This window comes from Fischerella sp., from assembly GCF_013388695.1.
In the GTDB taxonomy this organism is placed as follows: domain Bacteria; phylum Cyanobacteriota; class Cyanobacteriia; order Cyanobacteriales; family Nostocaceae; genus PCC9605.
This window is the reverse complement of sequence record NZ_JACAEU010000050.1, coordinates 1-16,429: the sequence shown is the minus strand read 5'-3', so window position 1 is coordinate 16,429 and position 16,429 is coordinate 1. Positions and strand designations below refer to the sequence as shown.

Sequence of the window (16,429 nt, the reverse complement as noted above, 5' to 3'; positions counted from 1 at the left end):
TACTTTAACTCCTTGAATCAACTGAGAAAGAACGATTAAAAAGTATATTTTATAGCTGAAAAACAAGAAAAATTTCAGTGATTATGCTATGTGACACCCCAGGGTGCGGAATGTGGGATAGATGTAGTTCAAGCATCCATGCAGCAGTTAAACATAAGAGAAATTGGTCAACTGCTGTTCACCATCGGTTAATATAACGGCGACGTAAAAACAAAGTGACTGTAGCTGTTGCCCTTCACGTCTTAATGTCTACTGTTAATCAGGGGCGATCGCAAAAACTCTGATGCAGACAATAATTAAACTATCTCAAAATTAGGTGATAATAACGACAAATTTGGATTATAGTATGGGTCTGTTCCTAATTGTTTAAAATAATCTTTCCACTTATGATTTAATTGATGCCACTCTTGAGGTCTTGAACCTTTTTCCCTACTAGCTGACTCATAATAAAGCAGTTGAGCATAAGGTGTCACCACATTGCGATATCCTGCTTGATGCGCTTTCAAACATAAATCTACATCATGATAATTTAGGGAAAAATCCTCATCAAGTCCTCCCAATTCATGAAACACCTCTTGTCGAATCATCAAACAAGCAGCAGTTACAGCTAAGTAATTTCTATTGACAATATTTGAACAATGATAGCCGGGATGGGTGCTATCAAAACCATAGAAGGTATGATAAGGAGTGCCATCGAGTAGGACTATTCCTACATGCTGTATTCTGTCATTAGGGGATAGTAATTTTGCTCCTACTGCACCAATTTCTGACTGTTGTGCAAGTTCTAACATTGATTCTATCCAATCAGGAGCAACTACCTCTGTATTATCATTTAACAATAATAGAAATTGCCCTTTAGCTTGAACTGCACCTTGATTAATTTGCATAGATACATTGCAAGGTTCAGCGCAGCGAACTAGTTGCACATCAAAAGCAGTAATTTTGTTTGAAATCGCTTCCGCAATGTCGTAAGCATCTACTAGGATAATTTCAAAATTTCGATAAGTACTCAACTGGTAAATGCTACGGATGCAATTTTCAAGATTGCCCAGAGAAACCTGACCTGCGTTACTACTTTTAACACTCCGAGAAATGATTATACTTACAAGAGGTTGTCCTATTACATCACGTCGAATTCGATAAAGACCTGAATTATTTGTTTGCTCTACAATTCCTGGATAGCAGCTACGTTCTACCATCGCTTGCAGTGCTTTTTGACCTGCAAGATATGCCCAAGGCTTTGCTTCTGACCCCGATGCAGCAGAGGAGGGTATTGTCCGCCAATGATATAGAATTTTTGGAATATGGTATATATTTTTGGTTTTTTCTACAACTCGTAAGACTAGGTCATAATCTTGAGATCCGTTATATTCGCTGCGGAAACCACCAATTTCACGGATAATACTAGTTCGATAAACACCTAAATGGCAGGTGTACATACATGAATAGAAATACTCTGGCGACCAATCTGGTTTAAAAAATGGATCGGAACGTTTACCTTTAATATCTATTTTGTCTTCATCGCTATAAATAAAATCTGCTTCTGGATGTTGATTAATTAGTTTGGCATTTTCAAATAAAGCATCAATTGTTAATTCATCATCATGATCTAAAAGTGCAATATAGTCTCCTGTAGCCAATTCTAAAGCAGAGTTACTTGCAGCAGAAATATGACCATTTTCTGTGCGGAATACAACTTTTATGCGAGGATCAAGTTTACTATAGGAAGTCAAAATAGAGCGAATGCGTGGTTTGGTAGATGCATCATCTACAATACAAAGTTCCCAGTCTGCATAAATTTGATTAATAACAGATTCAATAGCTTTTTCTAACCATACTGCATCTACGTTATAGACTGGTGTAATTACAGAGAATTTGGGACGTAGCTTCCATTGCTTAATTTGCTCATGAGCAGATAAAGTATCTTTTTCATCTAAGCGATGCCTTCTTATCCATTTCTGATAATTTCTCTTTTGCTTCCATTTAGATAAGGATCGCTGAAATAGGAAAGATAGAAGTCCTACCGTTCGTCGTTTTAGCCATATCTGCTTAAGCTTATTAAATTTTTGTGTCTTATCGTTTTTTATCACTAGACTTATAACTTATAGAATGCGAATTCAGAGATAAAAGCTTTTTGCTTTACACTATGCTTCATGCAGGGGAACCGCTGAAATCGGTATTTATTCTTCTTATTTATTACAAGAACATAACGGCTTACAGATTCTAAATCACCATTATCATGTAAGCCGCTTAGGTCTAAATTACTCTTGGTTAGTTAACGCCATGTCTCGCTCTCGTCAGTTAATCCCATCGCTCGCTTTACTTTAAACCATGCTTTTCTCATTTTCCAGAATTTACTGGTTTCCATCGCTTCTACTCTTTGTTTATATCGCTCTAATTCTACTTGAGAGAATATACCAGTTGTACAACCTACAGAATTTACTAAAAGTCTTCTAGTCCAGAAAGGTGCGTTCTCTATGTAAGCTCTTAGAACACGATGATGATTTTTGTAGGTACTTGTAGTTCGACTAAAACCATCTTCTGTGTGTCTATACAAAAATAGAAAATCTGGAATAACATCTAGCGTGTATCCTGATATGGTTAATCGAGCCAAAAACTCCCAATCTTCATAGGAAGTATCGCGATCTTCTTTAAAACCACCAATGTTAAAAAAAGCTTCTCTCTTAATAATGAAATTCGCATCTCCAAATATATTTTCATATGCACCAGCCTCTATACAGCCTCCTAATGGCGCATACGAATATGCATATACCTTTGCAAAAGGGCTAATTTCACTGTCAAAGGCTCTAAAGTAACATGTAAGACAATCAACTTTAGAAGATAATATACCCTTGACCATCTTTTCTAACATTTGTGGTTCGGCTGCATTGTCTGCATCCATAAATACAAGATAATCACCACTTGATTTACTAGCAGCCAAATTTCTAGTGTTACCAATACCTCCATTTTCTTTTTCTACAAACAGCCAATTTTTATGCTGGTATTTTTCTTTCATCTCTGCAAAGACACGACGAGAAAAATCATCAGTAGAACCATCGTTGACAACAACTGCTTCAAAGTTATTGTAAGTTTGCTTATCCAATGATTTAAGTAAATGTGGTAAATATTCACCATAGTTATAGTAAGGTATACACACAGATACTAACAGTTCCTGATTAGAACTACTTAAATTAGTGCAATTTATCTTGGAGACATCAGTACCCGCAACAGTATTGCAAAATTCCTTCCACAAAAATTTGCTATTTTCTGAAGAATATTTACTAGTAATTGGGCCAATACCATGAGTAATACATTCTTCGAGTTTGCTTGCTAAGTTTTTCGGTATAGGAGTGAATAGCCTTGATTCATCACCGAATATCTCTGGTATACCTCCAGTTTTAGCAGCAATGACGTTGAGATTTAGTTCAACACATTCCAAAACGGTGTATGGTAAATTATCAACTAGAGAGGGTATCACTACTAAAGCAGAGGAATTTTTCACCAGAAAATCCAGAGCTTGGGAATGAGACATCTCATTCAAAATCGAATACTTATAAACATCTGAATATTTTTTTAGACATTTTTTAATTGCCTGCTCCGGGGAACCATAGCTAGTCAAGCCCTTTTTACCTAAAAAACTGACTTTTAAAGTTTTTTTAGACTGTTTAAGTTGGGGAGCTAATAACTGTAAAGCATGAAGGAAAACCTCAAATCCTTTTCTAGTTTCTAAACGACCAAAAAAGATGATATGTTCTCCTGTAAAGGACGTTTTAATTGGATTTTGAGTGCTTTCAAATAAGTAAGGTAAAACTACGCGATTATTACTTAAAGTCCAGTCATGTGACTCAGCCCATTTAAACATATATTCGCTTGGGCTGAGCGCATAGTCTGCGTACTGCATGCAGTACCTTTCCATGTAATCTAAAGTCAAATCATCTAATCTGTAACATGGAAACAACTGCATACCTTCCCGAATCCATTCAGTGGAGCTATGGGCCATGCAAGTTACAATAGTGTTATGAAAAGCTTGACCAGTTTGTTTTGCCTGAATAGAAACAAAGCCATTTGCATGCCAGTCTTGGAAGTAACAAATATCAAAGTCTTGTTCCTTCAGCCAGTTATAAATGCGTTGAGAACGTAATAAAAACCAGCGTCCACCACGCATCTCACCATTAAACATTAATGGTAATTCAGATTCATGAATGAATTGGATATTAAACTTAGACTTATAGTATCTGCGCCAAAACCTAATATTTTCAACTTCTACAGAGCCAGTATGTACCACTGTCACATCTTGACTCATCTGTTCAACTAAAAATCTAGCTAAGTAGAAACAGTGTGTACCAATACCTCCATTTTTCACAGGACCAACTATATCGGGGGTTATAATGCAAGCTTTGTAACGACGCATAAAACTCTCTTTGGGTCTAGTTTTGTGAGTTGATATTTTGAATTTGATTAAATGTTTTTAGAGCAGCTTCTATGACCTGGTCGGTGTTGTAGTAACGATATGCTGCTAAACGTCCAACAAAAAATACTTTATTTATAGACTGCTCTAGCATTGCTAATTCTTCGTATTTTTTGTATAAAGCAGCATTTTCTGGAGCTGGTACGGGATAGTATGGATCGCCTGAGCTTTTAGAATACTCGTAGGATATGACTGTATTCCAGCATTTCTGCTTGGTAACATGCTTGATTTCTACAGTACGGGTATAGTCAAAATCATTAGGATAGTTAATTTGAACACATGGTTGCTTGTACTCCTGATAATATTCTTTAAATTCAAAATCCAAAGACCGCCAAGGAAGTTTCCCTAGCTCGTAATCAAAGTACTCATCTATAGGACCTGTATAGACTGTTGCTATGCGTGGTGTAACAAATGGTTTTATCTGTTTGTAATCAGTTTGCAGCATAACCGAAATATTTGGATGCTCTATCATTTTCTGAAACATGGCAGTAAAACCCTGACTGGGAGTTACTTGATATTTATAATCGCTATAACGACTATCTTTGTTAAAACGCACAGGAATTCTACCGCAAACACTGGTATCCAAATCTTTTGGATGCCGTTCCCACTGCTTCAAGGTATAGCCTAAATAAAATGCTTCATATAATTCACGACCTACCTTACTAAGAACATACTCTTCTGAGTTTTGCGGAAATTCTATTTTTTCTCTGACATTTTCTATTAGTTCCTTTGCTTCTTTAACAGAGAGCTTAATATTGTAAAAATTTTCAAGTGTTTCAATATTAATTGGAAAATTAAATAACTCACCTTGAGAATAACTTTTTACAAAATAATCACCTGGTATCCAATCTGTAAATTTGGATAGGTATTCAAAAATTTCTTGATTGTTTGTTCTAAAATAATGAGGTCCATATCTATGAATCATTACACCTGATTTGTGATAACAATCGTAACAATTACCAGCTATATGATTGCGTTTTTCGATAATTAAAACTTTCCAACCTTGCTGATTAGCTGCTCGTTCAGCTATTGTGCATCCAACCGGACCTGCTCCACAAATAACTAGGTCAAAATGATTCATTTTTTCACCTGTGTAATAGTCGATTTACAAACTCTCAAATATTTCACTTCAAGGTCTATTTCTCCTGATATGCAAAAATAATTTGCAAATTTATTTTTAGAAAACAACTGATTAATGCTAATTATTTAAAATTCTTTGTTAAGGACAAATTAGATAAAAATTATCTACTTGTGCAAAGGGTTAGTAAAAATTTAATGACATAGCTATAATGCTGTAATTAAAAGTTTCCTCCTACTGTCACAGATTCTAAATAGTAATCTACGGTTTGACTTGCATCTCCAATAAATCGAATCTTTCCCTTGTCTAACCATATTGCTTGCTTACAAGATTGTTTGATAAACTCTAAATCATGAGACACCACCAAAATAGTTGCGTTTCCGTTCCAAAATTTATCTATTCTTTGCTTACACTTGTTTTTAAAACTTTCGTCTCCTACCGATAAAACTTCATCTAATATCAAAATGTCAGGCTGCACATCAGTGGCAATGGCAAATCCCAACCGCGCTACCATACCCGAAGACAGTCCTTTTACCGGGACTAATGCATAATCTTCTAACTCAGCAAATTCCAAAATTTCTCGCACCCTGGTTCGCATTTGCACTCTAGAAAACCCTAGCAGTACACCGTATAGCAGAATGTTGTCCTTTACTGAAATTTCTGGATCAAATCCTGCTCCGAGTTCAATTAATGGGGCGATTTGACCACGTACTCGTACTGTTCCACTAGTAGGCTGAAGAATACCACAAATCACCTTTAACAAAGTGGATTTGCCAGAGCCATTTGCTCCAATAATTCCTACTTTTTCGCCAGACTTGACTACTAAATCAATTTGGTCAAGCACCATTTTCTTAGCTGGCTTACGATATTTACCTTCTAAGATTGATAATACGGTTTTCTTAAGATCGTAAGAAAACTCCTCTTGCGTTCGTCGCCACAGTGAAACCCGATCTAAGCGAATAACTTCTGTCATTTACAGCAAATCCATAAATTGAGGACGCCACCACTGAAAACAAATCCATCCCAGCGTCACAATAATCATTCCACTTAGCAATGCACCTCCTATTAGGGTTAGATTTGGTAAGCCTTCTGACAATGCAATCTGACGAAAGCTTTCAATAATTGGTGACAATGGATTAATTCCTAAATAAGGCTTGACAGAGTCCGGCACAATTGCTGCTGGATAAAATATGGGGCTGCCCATCCACAATACAAATACGATTAGCTCATAGAAATAAGGTAAATCTCTAAAAAATACGTACGAAGCACTAATAAAAAGACCTAAACCTGTACAAACTAAAATCAAAGCAAACAATGGTAAAAAAAGTGCTAATACATTTAGCAAATTTTTAGACTTAACTAAAGTTATGACTGCCAACAGTGGAAATACGCCAATAGCAAATTGAAATACATTTGCTGTAATCATGGATATAGGGAAAATGCTCACTGGCAGACTAATCTTATTTAATAAAGAGCCATTATTAACTACACTACTTAATGCCTGCGTGGTTGATGCAGAGAAAAAATTAATTACTACCAATCCAGTAAACGCGGCTAAAACGTAGTTAGTAATGGAATTATCATAGTAGGAAGCAAAAGTTGTCCCAAAAATCGCAGTATATAATCCTGTCATTATCAACGGGTTCAACAACGACCAATATACGCCTAAAAATGACCCGCGATAACGCACCTTTAAATTCCGTGATACTAGGACTTGCAGCAATTCCGAATAACGACACCATTGCTGACCTGTGTAAGCTAAAAAAGCATACAACAGTATCGCTATCCCCAAAGTTAGACCGAGCAGTGGTGTTAACATTAACCTAGGCTGATACAGGGTTTGAATGTAGCGGTAAAAATTTCGAGATGATTATACCATGAATAGTTAATCACAACGTAATATCTGTTTTTAATCTTTATTTTTACTCGGCTGTGTCAATCTATAGTGACTCAACTAGCTATATTTACAGCGATCGCATTTCTCTGCCAGTGTATTATCAGTTAACCTTTGCTGTGCTTGTTGCACCTGTTGTGGCAATATTTTTGTATAAAATATTGCCAATATATCCTATAGAATTCCTGCGGATTTGTCTACAAGTTTATAAAGTTTTTGTGAATTTTTTGTAAAAATTATCTTTATTCACTTGCGTGATAGTTCAGATATTGAGTCCCATATACTAAAATCTCAACGACTCAAATTATGAATGAACCAGCATACAATACATACTCACAGCTATTTCAAACATCCTAATTAGAGCAGATTTTGGACTTATATAGTTAAAATACCTAAATTATTCCGGGTTAATTCTGCATCGGAAAAGGAAAATATGCATATTTTCTAACATTTTTGACTTTTCAATTTTTTCAGCAATTTTAACTTTGGTTTGAAAGTAAACTTTTGATATTTAATTCAGAATTTGCCATAACAAATACTGAAGAAGCAACTTTAAAGAGTTTAATTATGACTATTAAAACTAATGCTTACCAAAGATGGCTTGGTAATATTCTATTACTTTTATTATGTATATTTATTACGATAACTATTACATATATTTATCTATCCAATGAACACACATTTTATTATTGGGACTACGCTAACTATAGTAAGTTGACTAGTGCAAAAGCAATTGATTTTCAAGAGTCACCAATCAAAGCACTATACAAAGTTTGGGAATCAACTGGTAGAGATTACAGTGACATTCCCACACTACTACTTGTCCCGTTCATACTCACTTTTGGTGATTCTCGTCTAGTTTTTATACTCAGCATGGCACTGGTATATGTGCTACCTTATGCACTCACAATAGGAGCTATAGCAGCAAAACTCGTTTCATATTATCCACGTACTGTTTATTGGTTCACAGTCTTGCTTACTTTGTTCACACCTATGGTTTGGGCACCAACTTTGCGTGGTTATCCTGATGTAGGCTCCGCTTTACTAATTGCACTAGCAATACTAGTTTACTTGCAAGATTTGCAACTAAAGCAGTGGTGGCAGGTTGTATTGAGCGGCTTTTTTATCTCGGTAGCTATATTATTTCGCCGTCATTTCGTCTATGACGGTATCGCCTTCTTTGCCTCGGTTACATTGCAGACTTTGATTCTTTATGCTGCGAATGTGCGGCAAAACTCATGTGTTGCCTTACGTAACTTATTAAAGACAAGTGTGCGGCTTGGCTTGATGGTGGGTACAAGCCTGATTACGTTAGTCGTACTGGGTTTACCTTTTATAAAAATGGTTCTTAGCACCAATTTCAGTCTTCTCTATGCTTCTTACGAAGTATCCATAACTGAAGGTATTAGATATTACGGATATTCATATGGTTGGCTTGCTTGGATTTTGGCTGGATTGGGGTTTGTCGCAGGAATTAGAACTCGTGTACTAGTACATCCTGTTGCTATCTTTATTGTTCTATTTAGTAGTATTCTGTTGCTGCAATGGTTAATGAGTGTAAAGGTACTAGGAGTTCACTATACTCTGCATTTCACTCTTTTAGTGGTACTAGGTCTTATTGCATTTTGCTGGACAGCTTGGATAACTATAAATAAGAGAACAAGGATATTGGTTGTAAGTGCCAGTATTATTTATTTTATCTTGAATGCTTTTATTGGGCTGGCATCTGTAGAGGCAATCAACAATACACAAATTAGCAAACTTTTTTCAGCTAACTACCCGCCCTTAAACCGTTCAGACTACGATGAAATCATTCGACTAGTTAACTATCTTAGCTCTGTAGCATCTGCAAAAGAGCCGATCTATGTTGCAGCTTCATCAATTTTTTTGAATCAATCTATTCTTTCAGAAGCTGATTTGATATTAAATCAACCTCAGCACAAATTAAATATTTTACCTTCTCCAGACATTGACTCCCGTGATTACTATCCACTAGAGCAGTTATTACAGGCTCAATATTTAGTTGTTGCAACTCCTTTCCAACATCATCTACGACCTGAGGAGCAAAAAGTCGTCAAGGTAGTTGTAGATGCTTTTAACAATAATTGGAAGATTGCACAGGATTTTATTCGCCTTCCGGTACAATTTTCTTTAGCCAATAATGCTGTTGTAAAAGTTTATAAAAGACTTCAGAAAACTTCCCTGGAAACAACCTTATACACGCTTAAACAAATGCATAACTATATTGGCTTACGTCCAGGTCAGCAGTCCGATTGGCTCAAAATCAGTGAAGAACCTAATACATTTATTTGGTTTACTAAACATAGAAACAATACCTATGACATACAAATCAATCCAAATTCTGGGTATAAGCCAAGCACAACATCATTCCTTCACTTAAATAGATTGCCAAAAGATCGAATTGGAATTGCCGGACAAATTAAATATCAAAGTGACAAATCTACTGAGATTTTGATGAAACAGAGAGCCACTGACAACAAATGCTATAAAATGCCTAATCTATCACTATACTTTGATACGGTAAATGCACAAGGCGAATTAGTTGGAAATATGAGATTTCAGCCTCACTCTAGTCACACATCTAATTTTGCTGAGAAAATTCAGGCAAAAGGAGCAGATTATTTACTTTTTAAAGTAAATCTCAGTGATGATGTAAAGGATCCAGTGAATTTGTGCTCTTTAAGCATTACCAGCCTTGATATTTTTGCTAAATAGAACATCCAAATAGCTAAAAAGTCTTGATTGCTGTAATGATAGTGCTCAAATAAAAGAGTAGGAGTATCATCTAGTCTCAGTCTTTTAAATTTCGGAAATTATACCTAAGACTTCAAAGGATTCAGTCATGGAAAATATGGATAAACGGGTACAAAAGGAAGTTGAATTTCATGATAGATGGGCAGCGACTATAGATGTTGTCGCACTCGATGTTGACATTTATTTTGAAGGGTCAACCAGCCCAGAAAACCGCTTTATTATGCGTCAATTAGGTGATATCCAGGGAAAGCGAATTTTGGATTTAGGATGTGGAGCGGGAGAAAACAGTGTCTATTTCGCTCGTAAAGGAGCGCATTGCATCGCCAGTGATATTTCTTCAGGGATGGTAGAAACCGCCCTTAAGTTAGCAGATAAGTATGGAGTTAAAGTTGATGGGAAAGTTATTAATGCAATGAATATTGATTTTCCCGATAATAGTTTCGATATTGTTTATGCAGCTAATATCCTCCATCATGTCAACCCAAAATTAGCTTTACAGGAAATGTATCGAGTTGTCAAACCAGGGGGTAAGGTTTGCTTTTGGGAGCCGCTCAAACATAACCCAATTATTAATATCTATCGTCAGATAGCTAAAGATGTCCGAACAGAAGATGAAGCACCGTTAGATATTAATATTATCCAGTTTACTAAAAAATTATTTTCCGATGTTAAATTCGATACTTTTTGGTTAATCTCTCTCTGGATTTTTATTCAGTTTTACTTGATTGAGCGAGTTTCTCCCAATAAAGAACGTTATTGGAAAAAAATTATTTACGAAGAACCTCGTCTTCGGCGCTTATACTTCCGCTTGGAACGTCTTGATTACCTTGTCAAAAAGCTACCTTTTATGAAAAGATTTGCTTGGAATATCGCAGTTGTTGCCACGAAGTGACAGTAAGTAGATGAGATGATTTTAACTACTCAACCAAAACAATTAGAGTGACAAAGTTAGCTGGATGAAAAGCACAATCTCCGGTAAGCTAATTCGAGAGAAACAGATTGCTACTGGAGGTTGTGTTGCAAAAAACGGTGGTAGGTTTCCAAGTTATGAAGATAGTCAACATTGACACTAACTAAAAAAACAAGTCCATTTAAAATTTATACAACTTTTTACAGTTTTCAACTTAGATTTCTACCCCTACTGCTTTTTAACCAAAATTACTCCAAGGCTTAAGTTTTTGGATGTTAAACTTTAAAACCAGTATTTTCCTGCTTTTTGTTGTCTGCATTATCGCCATTGGTCTAGCAGTATATTTACTAGGAGGCGTTGAGCCAGCACAAATTCAAGCTTGGCTCAGGTTTGCTGGTATCTGGGCACCCATTATCTATATTGTTCTGTATGTTGTGGCAACTATTTTAGTTCTGCCCTCAACTGCACTTAATTTGACTGGCGGTGCAATTTTTGGCCCAGTGCTAGGCGTTATCTGGACTAGCCTTGCGGCAATCATTGCTGCAATTGTGTCTTTCACATTTACCCGCACTGTTGGACGTGAGGCAGTAGCCAAACGACTAGCTGGAAAGTGGCAAGCAATGGATGCTGAGGTGCGTCGGGGGGGGCTGTTCTATATGTTTGCTATTCGCTTGGTAGCAATCATGCCCTATGGTCTGGTGAACTTTGCTGCGGGGCTAACATCGGTCAGCTTTAAAGATTATGTTCTGGGTACAACCTTAGGCACTGTTCCTGGTGTCCTACCTTTTGTATTGCTAGGCAGTTACGGTTTGAAGGCTCTTAGAACAGGAGATTTCTTGCCATTAATGGGAGCTTTGTCGCTAACTGGAATACTAGTAACAGCAGTTACTTGGTATCGCCATCGTCGCAGCTTCCCTAAAAAAGCCACAGAAATTCTAGATAAGTCAGATTCTAAGGATGGATGAATGGTGTACCCTAAGTATTCTTTTATTGTCCCGATTTACAACGAAGAAAAAACTATTCCAGAAATGTATCGGCGGATTAGTGCAGTGATGGAGCAGCTTGATGATTCGGTGGAATTAATATTGGTCAATGATGGCAGTCGAGATTCCTCACTCAAATTAATGCGAAACCTTCATCAATCCGATCCACGCGTTTGCTACCTGAGCCTAGCTCGTAACTTCGGGCACCAAATCGCTGTAACAGCTGGCCTCAATTTTGCTCGGGGTCAGGTCATCGTTATCCTCGATGCTGATTTACAAGATCCACCAGAACTAATTCCGGACATGATTCAAAAGTGGCGACAAGGCTATCAAGTTGTCTATGCAGTGCGTACCCAACGCCACAAGGAGAGCTGGTTCAAGCGCTTCACTGCCTATTTATTCTATCGCCTTCTCAAACGCCTTGCAGATGTAGATATTCCTAATGATAGTGGCGATTTCTGTCTTTTGGATCGGCAAGTGGTAGATGTTCTCAATTCCATGCCAGAGCGCAATCGCTATCTTCGGGGTCTACGTTCTTGGGTTGGCTTCCAACAAACATTTATTCGGTTTGAGCGTGAACCCCGCTTTGCTGGTGATGTCAAGTACACCTTTAGTAAATCCTTAGCTTTAGCTGTAAATGGTTTGGTATCCTTCTCAAAATTGCCACTGCGAATCTCAACCTATATTGGGTTACTAGCAGCGTTGACGGCAATTTTGATGGGTTTTTTAGTTCTTTATTGGCGCATTTTTGTCCCCCACTCGCCTTTAACTGGGTTTACGATCATTTTGGTCGCCATATTCTTTATAGGAGCTGTTCAGTTACTTTGTGTTGGCATTTTAGGTGAATATGTTGGACGCATCTACGAAGAAGCCAAAGGTCGGCCCCTCTACACTCTTGGAGAAGTGGGCGGATTTAGTGTCACCGGTAAGCAATTAGAGGCAGGTTTTAAGAGCTTATCCGAAAACCCTAGATGAGCGGAAATGATGAAAGCACAAGCACAAAGTAAGAAAAGCTAAATAGTTATCCCCTTGCTTTTGTAGATGTAAAAAATTATACCTAATACTTCACAGGCTATTCATCTACTCAGATGCTTTCCTACTTTGTTTATATCTCTACAAAAGTGAGATTTTTGCTCATCAAAGTTTTTGATGTTTTAGCTTAAGAAAGAAAACCATTTCCAGCGATCGCCTATCCTCACGCCCATGCTCACCAAATCATAGTTTTCCCCATCAACGAGCCACAAGAATTCCGAGAAAGACCCAGATTCAGCTACACTGATTTTTGGTTAATTGCATTGTGAGTTGGCATGGAAATCGGACAGAAAGTCAAAGTTTATCGTTTGCGCGATCGCGTATCTGCCCCTGTAGTCCAAAGGTTAGGACAAATCGGTATTATCGAAGGCTTCAAAATGACTGATGCTAGTGGTGTTGGTGTTGTTGTCAAGTTTGATGATAATTTTGCCACTTGGTTTTTTGAAGATGAACTCAAAGTAGTACAGTAGGTACAAACAAGTCACCAGTAGCTCAATCCGCTGATTGCTAAACTTCGGAAAGAAGCTACTAAAATAAGCCGAATGCTAAGTTGGAGTTGAAAAACCGGCGGTAAAAACAGGAATCAAGTAATGGCCCTGATATTGACATTTTTGGGCAAAAGCGGCACTCCTCGCACAAAAGTGGCGATCGCCGCTGCCAAATTATTGGCAAGCCAAGGAAAGTGCGTACTTCTAGCTGGAAGTGCAGAACCAGCATTACAAATTTTGTTGGGTGTCCCGATCGGTTCTGACCCCCAAGAAATAGCTGCTAATCTACAAGTTGTACAGTTTAAAACATCTGTACTGCTAGAACGTAGCTGGGAAGATGTGAAAAAACTGGAAGCGCAATATCTAAAAACACCCATCCTCAAAGATGTTTATGGTCAAGAACTATCCGTCTTACCGGGGATGGACAGCGCCCTTGTTTTAAATGCCATTCGTGAGTATTACGAAAGCGGCAAATATGACGCGATTATCTACGATGGCAGCGGTGACACCACCACTTTGCGGATGTTTGGGATGCCAGAGTCTCTAAGTTGGTATGTGCGGAGATTTCGGCAATTGTTTGTTAACTCCGATTTCGGCAAGGCAATTTCCGAATCGCCCTTGATTCAACCACTAATTAGCACTTTTTTCAACATCAACTGGACAGCAGATAACTTTGGCCAACCCACTAACCAAGTCAACAATTTTTTAGACAAGGGTAAAGCTGCCCTTGCCGATCCCAAGCATGTTGCCGCTTTCTTGGTGACAACCCCTGACCCTATTGAAGTTGCTTCTGCCCGTTACCTTTGGGGTGGTGCCCAACAAGTCGGTTTAACCGTAGGTGGTATTATCCTTGTATCTTCTGACAGCAACATTCATCTCTCTGAGGAATTTACTCCCTTACCTGTGAGTGTCGTTCCAGATATCAAAGCCGAAGACTGGCAAACGTTGATGGATGCCTTACCCAACTTTACAGCACAAGCTGTGCAAGCTCCCAAACCAATTGAAATCGACATTCACGAACGCAAGGTAAGTTTATTTTTGCCTGGATTTGATAAAAAACAGGTCAAACTCACCCAGTACGGGCCAGAAGTCACTATAGAAGCAGGAGACCAAAGACGGAATATTTTCCTACCTCCTGCCTTGAGTGGCAGACCTGTTACTGGCGCAAAGTTTCAAAATAATTATTTGATCATCTCTTTTTAGGAAATGGGAATAGGTAATAGGTAATGGGTAATGGAAAAAACAATTGCCAATTACCTATTACTAATTAGCAAGTATGCCTTATGTCAGACTCAACTCCGATAACTCCGAATTCCAATACACCTGATGCACTAGAGTCAGTAGCACCAACTGAGGAAGCAGCTACTGTTAGTCGCACTGCCAAAACCAGACAACTTCTGGGCATGAAAGGTGCCGCATCTGGAGAAACATCGATTTGGAAAATTCGCTTGCAGCTGATGAAGCCGATCACCTGGATTCCCTTGATGTGGGGTGTAATCTGTGGTGCGGCTTCTTCAGGCGAGTACACCTGGACGCTGGAAAATGTTTTGAAGTCTTTGTTGTGTATGCTGCTGGCTGGCCCGGTGATGGCGGGTTACACCCAAACCATGAATGAATACTACGATCGCGAAATTGACGCCATCAATGAACCCTACCGTCCAATTCCCTCAGGGGCAATTCCCTTACCCCAAGTAGTCACCCAGATTATAGTATTGCTTTTAGCTGGAATTGCCATCGCATTTACTTTGGATGTTTGGGCAGGTCATGAATTTCCTACCATCACAGTTATCGCGTTGGTGGGTGGCTTGATTGCCTACATTTACTCTGCCCCACCTCTGAAGCTAAAACAAAATGGTTGGCTAGGCGGTTATGCCCTTGGTGCTAGTTACATCGCCTTTCCTTGGTGTACCGGCCATGCTTTGTTTGGGGAACTGAATTGGAAGATTGTAGTTTTCACTGCGATTTACAGCTTGGCTGGGTTGGGTATTGCCGTTGTCAATGACTTTAAGAGTATAGAGGGCGATCGCAAATTCGGATTAAAGTCATTACCTGTCATGTTTGGTGCTAATAGTGCCGCTTGGATTTGTGTAGTATTGATTGATGTCTTTCAAGCGGCGATCGCTGCCTATCTAGTCTACGTTCATGAGAATTTGTATGCCGCACTTCTGGCATTACTAATCATCCCGCAAATCACCTTTCAAGATATGTATTTCCTGCGTGATCCTATGAATAATGACGTAAAATACCAAGCCAGCGCTCAACCTTTCCTAGTTTTGGGAATGCTTGTTGCTGGTTTGGCAATTGGTCATGCTGGCATATAATTCACCCTTTTGTTATCTCTTTGGTAAGAGGTCATGAGTGAGGAATGAGAAGTTAAGATCGCTAGTAACTTCTCGATCCTCACTCACAGTTTTTATAAGTCTTTTCCAAAAATTGCCGTGTTACAAATACTGTCTTTTCTCATTCATACAATTCAACAGCTTTTAGTGCCGATTTGCTTTGTCAGCGCTTGGGTGTTAATTATTCTGGTTGCGTGGAGTTTATGGGCAGCAACGCGCGACAGCGTTAAGACAGCTCAAAAAATGCATCAAATCCCCTGCGCCAGCTGCCAATATTTTACCGACGATCATCGTCTCAAATGCACAGTTCATCCCTCAGTTGCCAATACAGAAGAGGCAATAAATTGTATCGACTATCAAGCTAAGACGAATGCGATGTTTTATTAGGGATGTTAGTGGTTAGTGGTTAGTGGTTGGTGGTTGGTGGTTGGTGGTTGGTGGTTGGTGGTTGGTGGTTGGTGG

General features: G+C 38.4%; 14 protein-coding genes. 9 read left to right on the top strand and 5 right to left on the bottom strand.

The genetic code is table 11. From position 1 onward, the window contains the following. Positions 1–296: 296 nt before the first annotated feature. From HXY43_RS07565 to HXY43_RS07545, 5 genes are all read right to left on the bottom strand, one after another. A complete protein-coding gene (locus HXY43_RS07565; protein WP_290881803.1) occupies positions 297–2,090 on the bottom strand; it encodes a glycosyltransferase in 1,794 nt (597 codons plus the stop codon). A 185-nt stretch (positions 2,091–2,275) separates the two neighbouring features. Beyond that, the gene (locus HXY43_RS07560) at positions 2,276–4,411 is read right to left on the bottom strand and encodes a glycosyltransferase (protein ID WP_290881801.1); all 2,136 of its coding nucleotides are present in this window, start codon (positions 4,409–4,411) and stop codon (positions 2,276–2,278) included. Between the two features lie 16 nt (positions 4,412–4,427). Next, complete coding sequence (gene glf, locus HXY43_RS07555; RefSeq protein ID WP_290881798.1) at positions 4,428–5,549, bottom strand: UDP-galactopyranose mutase; 1,122 nt, start codon at positions 5,547–5,549, stop codon at positions 4,428–4,430. 217 nt (positions 5,550–5,766) lie between these two features. Continuing rightward, a complete protein-coding gene (locus HXY43_RS07550; RefSeq protein ID WP_290881796.1) occupies positions 5,767–6,519 on the bottom strand; it encodes an ABC transporter ATP-binding protein in 753 nt (250 codons plus the stop codon). Further along, positions 6,520–7,365 carry an ABC transporter permease gene (locus HXY43_RS07545; RefSeq protein WP_290881794.1) on the bottom strand — a complete coding sequence of 282 codons (846 nt, stop codon included), beginning with the start codon at positions 7,363–7,365 and terminating at the stop codon, positions 6,520–6,522. Positions 7,366–7,478: 113 nt separating this feature from the next. On the opposite strand from HXY43_RS07545, the gene HXY43_RS07540 reads away from it, so the two are divergent. From HXY43_RS07540 to HXY43_RS07500, 9 genes are all read left to right on the top strand, one after another. Then, positions 7,479–7,673 carry a hypothetical protein gene (locus HXY43_RS07540; RefSeq protein ID WP_290881791.1) on the top strand — a complete coding sequence of 65 codons (195 nt, stop codon included), beginning with the start codon at positions 7,479–7,481 and terminating at the stop codon, positions 7,671–7,673. 334 nt (positions 7,674–8,007) lie between these two features. After that, positions 8,008–10,176, top strand: coding sequence for a hypothetical protein (locus HXY43_RS07535; RefSeq protein ID WP_290881789.1), 2,169 nt, complete (start codon positions 8,008–8,010; stop codon positions 10,174–10,176). Between the two features lie 127 nt (positions 10,177–10,303). Next, positions 10,304–11,107, top strand: coding sequence for a class I SAM-dependent methyltransferase (locus HXY43_RS07530; protein WP_290881786.1), 804 nt, complete (start codon positions 10,304–10,306; stop codon positions 11,105–11,107). A gap of 290 nt (positions 11,108–11,397) precedes the next feature. Next, on the top strand, positions 11,398–12,090 hold the full coding sequence (locus HXY43_RS07525) for a TVP38/TMEM64 family protein (protein WP_290881784.1): 693 nt from the start codon (positions 11,398–11,400) through the stop codon (positions 12,088–12,090). After that, a complete protein-coding gene (locus tag HXY43_RS07520; protein WP_290881783.1) occupies positions 12,091–13,083 on the top strand; it encodes a glycosyltransferase family 2 protein in 993 nt (330 codons plus the stop codon). It abuts the gene before it with no gap. A gap of 332 nt (positions 13,084–13,415) precedes the next feature. Further along, a complete protein-coding gene (locus HXY43_RS07515; RefSeq protein WP_026732959.1) occupies positions 13,416–13,610 on the top strand; it encodes a DUF2862 domain-containing protein in 195 nt (64 codons plus the stop codon). 120 nt (positions 13,611–13,730) lie between these two features. Then, the gene (locus tag HXY43_RS07510) at positions 13,731–14,831 is read left to right on the top strand and encodes an ArsA family ATPase (RefSeq protein WP_290881779.1); all 1,101 of its coding nucleotides are present in this window, start codon (positions 13,731–13,733) and stop codon (positions 14,829–14,831) included. A gap of 80 nt (positions 14,832–14,911) precedes the next feature. After that, positions 14,912–15,949 (top strand): chlorophyll synthase ChlG, encoded by a 1,038-nt coding sequence (chlG, locus tag HXY43_RS07505; RefSeq protein WP_290881777.1) that lies wholly within the window; start codon positions 14,912–14,914, stop codon positions 15,947–15,949. 117 nt (positions 15,950–16,066) lie between these two features. Then, on the top strand, positions 16,067–16,354 hold the full coding sequence (locus HXY43_RS07500) for a hypothetical protein (RefSeq protein ID WP_026732962.1): 288 nt from the start codon (positions 16,067–16,069) through the stop codon (positions 16,352–16,354). Positions 16,355–16,429 lie beyond the last annotated feature (75 nt).

Excerpts from the sequence above, each read along its gene's own strand:
- HXY43_RS07515 (WP_026732959.1), top strand. The coding sequence starts at position 13,416 with ATGGAAATCGGACAGAAAGTCAAAGTTTATCGTTTGCGCGATCGCGTA.
- glf (WP_290881798.1), bottom strand. The coding sequence starts at position 5,549 with ATGAATCATTTTGACCTAGTTATTTGTGGAGCAGGTCCGGTTGGATGC.
- HXY43_RS07525 (WP_290881784.1), top strand. The coding sequence starts at position 11,398 with ATGTTAAACTTTAAAACCAGTATTTTCCTGCTTTTTGTTGTCTGCATT.
- HXY43_RS07520 (WP_290881783.1), top strand. The coding sequence starts at position 12,091 with ATGGTGTACCCTAAGTATTCTTTTATTGTCCCGATTTACAACGAAGAA.
- HXY43_RS07530 (WP_290881786.1), top strand. The coding sequence starts at position 10,304 with ATGGAAAATATGGATAAACGGGTACAAAAGGAAGTTGAATTTCATGAT.
- HXY43_RS07535 (WP_290881789.1), top strand. The coding sequence starts at position 8,008 with ATGACTATTAAAACTAATGCTTACCAAAGATGGCTTGGTAATATTCTA.
- chlG (WP_290881777.1), top strand. The coding sequence starts at position 14,912 with ATGTCAGACTCAACTCCGATAACTCCGAATTCCAATACACCTGATGCA.
- HXY43_RS07510 (WP_290881779.1), top strand. The coding sequence starts at position 13,731 with ATGGCCCTGATATTGACATTTTTGGGCAAAAGCGGCACTCCTCGCACA.
- HXY43_RS07560 (WP_290881801.1), bottom strand. The coding sequence starts at position 4,411 with ATGCGTCGTTACAAAGCTTGCATTATAACCCCCGATATAGTTGGTCCT.
- HXY43_RS07550 (WP_290881796.1), bottom strand. The coding sequence starts at position 6,519 with ATGACAGAAGTTATTCGCTTAGATCGGGTTTCACTGTGGCGACGAACG.
- HXY43_RS07545 (WP_290881794.1), bottom strand. The coding sequence starts at position 7,365 with ATGTTAACACCACTGCTCGGTCTAACTTTGGGGATAGCGATACTGTTG.